Below are 9,255 nucleotides of genomic sequence, written 5' to 3' on the forward strand. Positions count from 1 at the left end.
CGGTCGCCGACCTGCAGCACCACGATGTTGGTGGCCACCTGCTCGGGGTCGACCACCCCGGGGGCTGCCAGCGCCACCTGCTCGGCGAAGTTGCGGGCGTTGGCGTGGTCGTCTGCCAGCCGCTCGATGTTGTGGTCGAGCGCGTACAGCCCGGCCGCGGCGAGGATGCCGGCCTGCCGCATGCCGCCGCCCAGCCGCTTGCGCTGTACCCGGGCGGCCTGGATCCGTTCCCGGCTGGACACCAGCACCGAGCCGACCGGGGCGCCCATGCCCTTGGAGAAGGCGACGCTGACGGTGTCGAAGAGCCGTCCGTAGTCGGCCAGAGCGACGCCGGTGGCCACATGGGCGTTCCACAGCCGGGCGCCGTCCAGGTGCATCGCCACCCCGGCCTGCCGGCAGGCCGTGTGCAGGTCCCGGAGCGTGTCGATCGGGTGGATGGTGCCGCCGCCGAAGTTGTGGGTGTTCTCGATGGCGACCGCTGCGGTCTCGACCAGGAACGGCCCGGTGCCGATGGACATCAGGTCGGTGACGTCTCGGGCGCGGGCGATCCCGGACACCCCCGACGACGCCTGCCAGGTTCGGGTGGTGATTGCGTGCAGGGCACCGTGGGCGCCCATCTCGGCGCGGACGATATGGGCCTGCTGGTCGCACAGGATCTCGGTGCCGGGCGGGGTCAGCAACCAGACCCCGAGCAGGTTAGACATCGACCCGGTCGGGCAGAACAACCCGGCCTGGTGGCCAAGCAGCTCGGCGGTGCGGTCCTCCAACTCCTTGATCGTGGGATCCTCGCCGTAGACGTCGTCACCGACCTCGGCGGACGCCATGGCGGCCCGCATGCCCGCCGATGGCCTGGTGACGGTGTCGGAGCGCAGGTCGACGAACTGGTTGGCCACCTCAGTCATCCCAATCCGGCACCTGGAGCGGTTCGCGGCGCAGCAGCCGGCTCTGGTTCAGCCGTTCGGCGATCATGAACGACAACTCCAGCGCCTGGTTACGGTTCAGTCGAGGGTCGCAGGCGGTCTCGTACCTGGAGTCCAGGTCGGCCTCCGACAACTGGAAGGCCCCGCCGAGGCATTCGGTCACGTCGTCGCCGGTGAGCTCCATGTGCACGCCGCCGGGCCAGCTGCCGAGCTGGTCGTGGACGTCGAAGAAGCCGTTCAGCTCCTCCACCACAGCTGCGTACGAGCGTGTCTTGTAGCCGTTGGCGGTGGCGAAGGTGTTGCCATGCATCGGGTCGCAGACCCACGCCACCTGGCGTCCGGCCTGCTCGACGGTCTCGATGATCTTCGGCAGCTTCTCGCGAACCATGTCGGCACCCATCCGGGTGATGAAGGTGATCCGCCCCGGCACGCGGTCCGGGTCGAGCCGGTCGGCGATCTCCAGGGCCTCCGCGCCGGTCGCAGACGGGCCGAGCTTGATGCCGAGCGGGTTGTGCACCAGCCGCAGCAGTTCGATCTGGGCACCGTCCGGCTGCCGGGTACGATCTCCGACCCAGACCATGTGTCCGGAGGTGGCATAGGGCAGCTGGCTGCGGGAGTCGATGCGGGTCATGGCGTACTCGTAGTCGAGCAGCAGCGCCTCGTGGGAGGCGTAGAAGTCCACGGTGCTGAGGGTGTCGTCCTTCACCCCGCAGGCGAGCATGAAGCCGAGCGCCCGATCGATCTCGTCGATCATCATCTGGTAGCGCTCCTCGATCCGGGAGTCCTGGACGAAGCTGGCGTTCCAGGCGTGCATCTGCCGCAGGTCGGCGAACCCGCCGGTCACGAAGGCCCGGACCAGGTTGAGCGTGGCGGCCGAGGCGTTGTACATCCGCAGCAGCCGGTCGGGGTCGTGACGCCGGGCCTCGGGGGTGAAGTCGAAACCGTTGACCGCGTCGCCACGGTAGGCCGGCAGGGTGACCCCGCCGCGGGTCTCAGTGTCCTTCGACCGGGGCTTGGCGTACTGACCGGCGATCCGGCCGACCTTCACCACCGGCAACTGCGCGGCATAGGTGAGCACCACGCTCATCGACAGCAGGACGCGCAGCTTCGCCTTGATGTTGTCGGCCCGCACCCCGGCGAACGTCTCGGCGCAGTCACCGCCCTGGAGCATGAACGCCTTGCGGTCGGCCACCCGCGCAATGGCGTCGCGGAGATCGTCGCACTCACCTGCGAAGACCAGTGGCGGCAGTTCACGCAGCCGGTCGACCACCCAGCGCAGCCTCTCGGGGTCGTCGTAGACCGGCTGCTGCACCTGCGGCATGGCATGCAGCTGGGTCAACGAAGGGATCAGATCTGACACGACCACCACAATACTTGTCGGAAAACAGGCACTGGTTCTCGTCCAGTTCGCGCGGGCGGGACTACGGCTGGTGCTGCCTGCGCACTCGCATCGCTTCCTCATCTGCCGCGGCGGCCTTCTCGGCCTGCCGCCTGGCCGCCTCGGCCGCCTCCGCGAGGCGGGCGGCCTCCTGCTCGTCCAGCAGCCTGGCCAGTTCTGCCTCCGCTGCGCGGCGCTGCTGTTCGATAGCGCGGCGTTCAGCCCTGGCCTGCCTGGCCTCCTCGGAGCGGGCCGAACCCTGCAGGACCCCCTGACCCGCCCTGCGTGAGCGGGTGTAGTCGTCCCGGTATCGGCGTCCGGCCAATTCGCTGATCCTCGACATCACCAGGTCGGCCAGCCCGCGCAGGATCAGCCCGTCGGTGGTGTCGCTGGCGTCGGTGAGCTCGGCGTACCGATCGACGCTGATGGCCTCCCCGATCCGCAGTCGGTAGCGAAGTTCCAGATCGGACTCCGATCGGGCCATTGGAACCAGCGCGGCCGGCACGATCGGCACCCGGTGCGCAACGGCCAGGGCGGCGAACTCGGCGTGACCCCTGTGCACCGCACCGTCGTTGCCCGCTGCCACCTCGGGAAAGACCACCAGAGCCTCGTCCCTGTCGAGCACCGCGGCGGGGTGGTCGGGCGAGTCGAGGTCGGTGGTCCAGCTGGTGCGGCGCAGCCGCGGGATCGGCTGCAGGCCGGACTCGGGCTGGATGACCACGGTTGCCGCACGTCCCAGCGAGGACGCCACGTTCAGGTGGTCGAATGGGCCGACACGGTTGCAGGCCACGATCACCGCGCCTTCGGGCAATCGGTCCAGCCCCTGCACCGGGATCCGCCACGGGTGGCGGGCTCGAGCGGCGAGGCCTCGGATCCGCTCCACCAGCTTCGCTGCCACGATCACGCCTCCGGGGTCGGTTGGGTCCGAGCGCCGAGGTCGGCGGTACGCGGCGGCACCGGTTGGTTGTGGTTGGGGTGGTCGAGCACGAACCTGCTGGTGTCGGCGTCCCTGAGGTCGCCGCGCTTGACCCGGGACGCGTAGACGTCGACGTAGGTCTGTCCGGTGAGCTGCTGGATGGCGCCCATCACCTCGTTGGTCACCCAGCGCAGCACCTTCTGGTCGTTGTCCTGACCGGACCAGGCGCTGAAGTCGATCGGGTCGCCGATGACGATCCGGGCGTCGGTCATGGTGGGGATGCCGAGCCGGTTCTTGATCAATCTGGTGTTGATCAGGCCCACCGGCAACACCGGCCGGCCGGACGCCAACGCCAGCCGCGCCACCCCGGTGTGCCCCTTGTACAGCCGGCCGTCCGGGCTGCGGGTGCCCTCGGGGAAGATCGCCACCACGCCGCCGTCGTGCAGCACGTCGGTGACCGACCCCAGGCCGGCTGCGCTCTGCCGGCCGCCCGACCGGTCGATCGGAGCCTGGCCGACCGCGGTCAGGAACCAAGCCACCACCCGGTCGCGGAGGCCCTTGCCCTCGAACAGTTCGCGCTTGGCCGGGAAGGTCACCTGGGGTTTGATGAGCGAGGGCAGCGAGAAGGTGTCACCGGCGTCCAGGTGGTTGCCGGCCAGCACGCAGCCGCCTTCGGGGATCTTCTCGGTGCCCTCGATCTTGACCCCGAGCCAGAACTTGACGACTGGACGCACCAACACCGTCTTGAAAAAGCTGTACCAGCCGCTCACCCGCGTCCTCCTACGTCCTCGTCCAGCCCTACTCTAGGGCCCCACCGGCGAGGGGGCCGCGTTTGACCTAGGGTGGTGTCTGTGGAAACCAGCGGTCCACCGGCCATGATGGTCGGCACCGAACCGGTCTGGGCGCAGGGCGGTCCCGGACCACTGGCGGGCGCTGGAATCCTGTTCTGCCACGGTTTCAGTGGCTCGCCCGCCAGCGTGCGGTCCACCGCTGAACACCTCGCCGCGCAGGGCGCGGCGGTGGCCTGTCCGTTGCTGCCCGGCCACGGCACGAGCTGGCAGCAGCTGGCCCTGACCACCCATGAGGACTGGTACTCGGTGCTGCCGCCGGCGCTGGACTGGCTGCGCGAACGCAGCCACCTGCAGGTCGTGGCCGGCTTGTCGATGGGCGGGGCGCTGGCGTTGCGGGTGGCCGAACTCGAACAGGTGGCCGCCGTGGTGCTGGTCAACCCGTCAATCGGCAGCGACTCGCTGGCCTACCGGTTGGTGCCGCTGCTGTCGAAGGTGCTGCCCAGCCTGCGCGGTATCGGCAGCGACATCAAGGCCGCCGGCGTCGTCGAGCCGGCCTACCCGCGCACACCGCTGGCCGCGGTGACCAGCCTGCGGCAGCTGTGGCGGCTGGTCGTCGACGACCTCGACCAGGTCACCGTGCCGGTCCTGATGTTCACCTCACGCACCGACCACTTGGTGGACGGCTACTCGGGCCGGCTGCTCCGCAAGCGGCTGCCCAAGCTGACCGACCACTGGCTGGACGACAGCTACCACGTCGCGACCATGGACAATGACGCCGCGTTCATCAACCGGACCACCGCCCAGTTCATCAGCGATCTGTTGCGAGACCAGCATGAGCAGCAGTGACGAGGAGGAGATCGACCGCCGCTTCCGGGAACTGATCCGCGCCGAGTTCGGGGACGTGGCCGGTGCGCGCGCACCGGGTGAGGCGGCGCCGCCGCCCCCACCGCCGAACCCGCCCGCGTCCCGCAGGTTCAGCGTCCGCAAGCTGAAGGACCCGATCGAGTACTTCAACCTCAGCGAAGCCCTTGAGCATGCCACGCCGGACGACGACCACGAGCGCTGGCGTCCACCGGTCGACCTGGCCTGGGGTCGTCCGCGGCTGCGGGTCTTGATCGGGGTGGCACTGGTGACGGTGACCCTGCTGATGGGGATGCTGGTGCTGATCGGGATGAATCCCGGCGTGTGGGCCGGCATCGTCACCGCGGCTGCCGGGGCGGTCGGGTTGGGGCTGCTGTTCAGCGCGTTGCCCCGCCGACGCGACGACAGCGGCGACGGCGCCCAGCTCTAGCCGCCCTCCGACGTGGCGGTTTGCCCGCCGGCAGTCGGCGGGAGGGATACTGGCCGGGTGGAGTCCAGACCCGGGAAGACCGGCCCCGACCGCTGAAGTGCTCGGCTGTCCGCTAACTGCACAGCAGCGGCACTGGCTGGGCGGCATCCCGCCACAGGCCCACCAACAGCTTGGCTGCATCGGGCCGGCCCATGATGAGGGCCACCGCTGAGGCGCTGCGCTGGTAGGCGGTCGGTGGGTTTGCTCCGGTGAACTCCTCGTCGGCGGGCGCGGCCCAGGTGCAGTCGACCGGTTCGGGCGCTGCGCCGCCGGGTGCTGGCTCCGTGTGGTGCTGCAGCCGAACCCATTCGGCCAGTCCTTCGCTGACCCACTGCCGACCGGGTGCCGGTGCGCCCAGCCAGCCGGTGGCGGCGTGCACCTGTTCGTGCAGCAGCAATCCCTGTCGTTGCTGCGCTGTCAGGTGCTGCGTGCTGGTCGGCTGGACGACGATCCGGGTCGCCGGTGGTAGCCCTGACGGCGATTCGCCACCGCTGTCGGCCCGCCAGGTGATGGCGCCCGCGGCCCGGAACTGCAGGATGGGTTGGGCGAGCACCCGCTCGAAGGCGGCGGCATCGGCCGGCACCTCGACCACCTGCAGTGCCGTGGGCCGCAGCAAGCCGGCCGCACCGGTCTGGCTCAGCTGTTCGGAGGCGGCCACCGCGTCCGCCAGCCAGTCGGTGCCGGCGGTTCCGCTGATCACGGCCACCCTGCCCGCGTGCTGGACGCTGACTGGGCCGGTCAGCCAGATCGGGGTGGGCGACCCCGGTTGCTGCCCGATGTTGACCAGCCCGCAGCGCCACCAGCTGCAGGCCAGCTCCGGCGCCACCAGGTGGCTGGCAGCGGCGTCCTCGCCGGGCAAGCGCCAGACCACCTGCCAACTTTGGTTGGACGCCGGCCTCAGCGATGCGATCTCGAACTGGTGCAAGTTCGTCCACAGGGTCTCGACCCGCTCGGCGTCCGCGCTGGGCGAGAAGGACGCCTCGAACGCTGCCCGGTCATCGGACTGGATGGCGGCGAGCACGTCGTCGGCGGCCTGCTCGATCGCCTGCTGCTGGCGGGTCTGGGTGCCCGGGAGCGAGACGAACCAGACCACGGACCCGACAACGGCCACAGCCAGGAGTAGCAGGAGGAGCGTCCTACGGGTCATCCGCTTCGACCGCATGGGCCGCGACGTGCTCATGGCCCCCATCATGATGGAGGCCATGAGCACGCTTGCGGACGGGGCTGGGCTCAGAACAGGGTCGTCGGGTCGGCCAGTTGCCCGTTCTGCCAGGTGCTGAAGTGGAGGTGGCAGCCGGTCGAGTAGCCGGTGGTACCGACCGAGGCGACGATCTGACCGGCCTCGACAACCTCACCGGGCGACACGGCCATGGTCTGCAGGTGGGCGTAGGCGGTCTGGTACGTGCCGCTGTCGATGATGATGCGGTTGCCCCAGCCACCCTCTGCACGAGCGCTCAGCACCACACCGCTCCAGGAGGCGCGAACCGGGGTGCCACAGGGCGGAGCGATGTCCACGCCGTCGTGCAGTTCGGAGTGACCGCCGATCGGGTTGATGCGGTAGCCGAACGGTGAGGTGATCGGGCCGCTGGTCGGCCAGACGCCCGCGGAGTCGCTGGCGACCCCGGCGATGCCGTCACGGCTGACCCGGCCGGCGGCGTCAGCCGTGGCACCGGCGAGCAGGGCGGCGTTGGCGTCCAGGATGGCCTGGTTGGCAGCGGCCTCCAGGGCGGCCTTCTGGTCGCCGCTCAGCCGGTCGACGACCGATTGGGCGCGGGCGACCTTGGCGTCATACTCGGCGGCGAGTTCGGACTGCTGGTTGATCTCTTCGTCGATCTTCTGCAGCGCCTCGGACTGGGCGGCCTCCAGGTCGGTCAGCCGCTCCTGTTCGGCGGCCAGCCGCACCATCTGCTCGTCGGTGATCGCGGCCACGCTCTGCATGACCGCCATGTCGGACAGGAAGTCGTCCTCGGAGTCGGAACCGAACAGCAGGGTGGCGGCACCCATGCCGGCCGACTGCTGGTGGGCGGCGACCGCGACGCGTCCGACCTGCACCCGCATCTCGTCGACGCGGGACTGCTGCTCGGCGAGGTCGGCGGTGGTGACCTCGTACTGGCGCTCCGCGGTGACCTGCTCCTGCTTCGACCGCTCAAGGCTCAACTGAACCTTGGCCGCCTCGGTCTGCAGCTCCGCGAGTTCGGTCTGGGCTGCCGATACGGCATCATCGGCCGATGCCAGCGGCACCAGGCCGAGCGTCAAGGAAGCGGCAGCTAGCGTACCGACAGCGGCTGTGAGAGCCCGTCGCACCAAGGACATCCGTTCGTACCTTCCCTAGAAGTTCCTTAGGAACATTAAGCTCCCCTTAAGTACTTCTCAAAATCGGCTTGGCAACTCGTCTCCTCCCCGCCACCAACCGGTTGCCCAGAGGCCAGCAACGTTCTGTCGGCGCCAGCCGCTAGCTTTCCGGGCATGGCCAGCAGCAGCACCAACACCGCGATCCAACCGAGCCTGGAAGACCTCGGCAGCCCACTGTCCACGGTGACGTTCTGTGTGGTCGACCTGGAGACCACCGGGAGCGGTCCGGACGCCACGATCACCGAGTTCGGCGCGGTAAAGGTGCGTGGCGGCGAGGTGCTGGGCGAGTTCGCCACGCTGGTCAATCCGCAGACCCACATCCCGGCGCTGATCGCGGTACTCACCGGCATCACCAACCAGATGGTGGCCGACTCCCCCACCCTGGCCGAGGTCATGCCGGGCTTCCTCGAGTTCGTCGGCGACGCCGTCCTGGTCGCCCACAACGCCCGCTTCGACATCGGCTTCCTGAAGCGGGCCTGCGAACAGTTCGGCCACCCGTGGCCGGCCCCGGCAGTGGTCGACACCGTCGCGCTGGCCCGTCAGGCCCTGCTGCGCGACGAGGTGCCGAACTGCAAGCTGGAGACGCTGGCCAGGCACTTCCGTGCCGGCACCCAGCCCAACCACCGGGCGCTCTCTGACGCCCGGGCCACCGTCGACGTCCTGCACGGGCTGCTGGAGCGGGTCGGCAACCTCGGCGTCGGAACCCTGGAAGACCTGAAGGAGTTCGAGCACCGGGTCTCGCCCCAGCGCCGGGCCAAGCGCATCTGGGCCCAGTCGCTGCCCGAGGCTCCCGGTGTCTACAGCTTCGTCGCCGACCGACCCGGCCAATCCCGGCAGGTGCTGTACGTCGGCAAGTCCACCAACATCCGGCGCCGGGTGCGCAGCTACTTCACCTCGTCGGAGACGCGGCTGCGGATGGACGAGATGGTGCGGGTGGCGACCGGTGTCGAGGCGGTGGTCTGCGCCACCGAACTCGAGGCCGAGATCCGCGAGTTGCGAATGATCGCCGCCCACTCCCCCCGCTACAACCGGCGATCCCGCCGCCAGGACAAGGTCGTCTGGGTGAAGCTGACCACCGACCACTGGCCCCGGCTGTCGATCGTGCCGCAGCCCGCCGATGACTCGGCCACCTACTGGGGCCCGTTCAGCTCGCGGGCGGCCGCGCAGGACGCCTGCCAGGCGCTGTACGACGCCCACCCGATCAGGCAGTGCACGATGCGGATCGGCCGGAACTCGTCACAGGCCGGGTGCCCGCTGGGTGAGCTGGGCAAGTGCCTGGCCCCCTGCACCGGCACCGACCGGGACGCCTACCTTGCGGCGGTGGAGCAGGTGCGCCAGGCCATGCGCAGCGACGTCCGGCCGACCTTGCGGACGGTCGGCCAGCGCATCGTCCGGCTGTCCGACCAGCAGCGTTTTGAGGAAGCGCAGGTGCTCACCGACCGGCTACGCGGCTACGCGTCCACCACCCACCGCTGGCATCGCCTGACCGGCCTTTCCCGCTGCCGGCAGATAGTGGCGGCCGCGTGGGTGCCCGACCCGGCGCCATCACCCGGGTGGCAGATCCACGT

The 9,255-nt window shown here is 69.8% G+C and carries 9 protein-coding genes; 3 read left to right on the top strand and 6 right to left on the bottom strand.

What is annotated here, in order from left to right; genetic code table 11:
* The 4 genes from WBL05_RS08180 to WBL05_RS08195 all read right to left on the bottom strand — a co-directional run.
* On the bottom strand, window positions 1-902 hold a 902-nt coding region (locus tag WBL05_RS08180), incomplete at its 3' end, for a threonine aldolase family protein (protein ID WP_424225105.1).
* Window positions 895-2,280, bottom strand: coding sequence for a class II 3-deoxy-7-phosphoheptulonate synthase (locus WBL05_RS08185; protein ID WP_424225106.1), 1,386 nt, complete (start codon window positions 2,278-2,280; stop codon window positions 895-897). The genes WBL05_RS08180 and WBL05_RS08185, both read right to left, overlap by 8 nt.
* Before the next feature lie 61 nt (window positions 2,281-2,341).
* Window positions 2,342-3,196 carry a lysophospholipid acyltransferase family protein gene (locus WBL05_RS08190; RefSeq protein ID WP_424225108.1) on the bottom strand — a complete coding sequence of 285 codons (855 nt, stop codon included), beginning with the start codon at window positions 3,194-3,196 and terminating at the stop codon, window positions 2,342-2,344.
* A gap of 2 nt (window positions 3,197-3,198) precedes the next feature.
* Window positions 3,199-3,984, bottom strand: coding sequence for a lysophospholipid acyltransferase family protein (locus WBL05_RS08195; protein WP_424225110.1), 786 nt, complete (start codon window positions 3,982-3,984; stop codon window positions 3,199-3,201).
* An 81-nt stretch (window positions 3,985-4,065) separates the two neighbouring features.
* Here WBL05_RS08195 and WBL05_RS08200 point away from each other — a divergent pair, with 81 nt between their 5' ends.
* Together WBL05_RS08200 and WBL05_RS08205 are read left to right on the top strand one after the other, a co-directional pair.
* Window positions 4,066-4,851 carry an alpha/beta hydrolase gene (locus WBL05_RS08200; protein WP_424225111.1) on the top strand — a complete coding sequence of 262 codons (786 nt, stop codon included), beginning with the start codon at window positions 4,066-4,068 and terminating at the stop codon, window positions 4,849-4,851.
* Window positions 4,838-5,296 (top strand): hypothetical protein, encoded by a 459-nt coding sequence (locus WBL05_RS08205; RefSeq protein ID WP_424225113.1) that lies wholly within the window; start codon window positions 4,838-4,840, stop codon window positions 5,294-5,296. The genes WBL05_RS08200 and WBL05_RS08205 overlap by 14 nt, the downstream gene beginning before the upstream one ends.
* 112 nt (window positions 5,297-5,408) lie before the next feature.
* On the opposite strand, the gene WBL05_RS08210 is transcribed toward WBL05_RS08205, so the two are convergent.
* The gene (locus WBL05_RS08210) at window positions 5,409-6,446 is read right to left on the bottom strand and encodes a hypothetical protein (RefSeq protein ID WP_424225115.1); all 1,038 of its coding nucleotides are present in this window, start codon (window positions 6,444-6,446) and stop codon (window positions 5,409-5,411) included.
* A 119-nt stretch (window positions 6,447-6,565) separates the two neighbouring features.
* A complete protein-coding gene (locus WBL05_RS08215; RefSeq protein ID WP_424225116.1) occupies window positions 6,566-7,576 on the bottom strand; it encodes a peptidoglycan DD-metalloendopeptidase family protein in 1,011 nt (336 codons plus the stop codon).
* A 225-nt stretch (window positions 7,577-7,801) separates the two neighbouring features.
* On the opposite strand from WBL05_RS08215, the gene WBL05_RS08220 reads away from it, so the two are divergent.
* The coding region (locus WBL05_RS08220) for a DEDD exonuclease domain-containing protein (protein ID WP_424225118.1) at window positions 7,802-9,255 on the top strand (1,454 nt) is incomplete at its 3' end.

The organism is Brooklawnia sp., assembly GCF_049651565.1.
In the GTDB taxonomy this organism is placed as follows: Bacteria; Actinomycetota; Actinomycetes; order Propionibacteriales; family Propionibacteriaceae; genus Brooklawnia.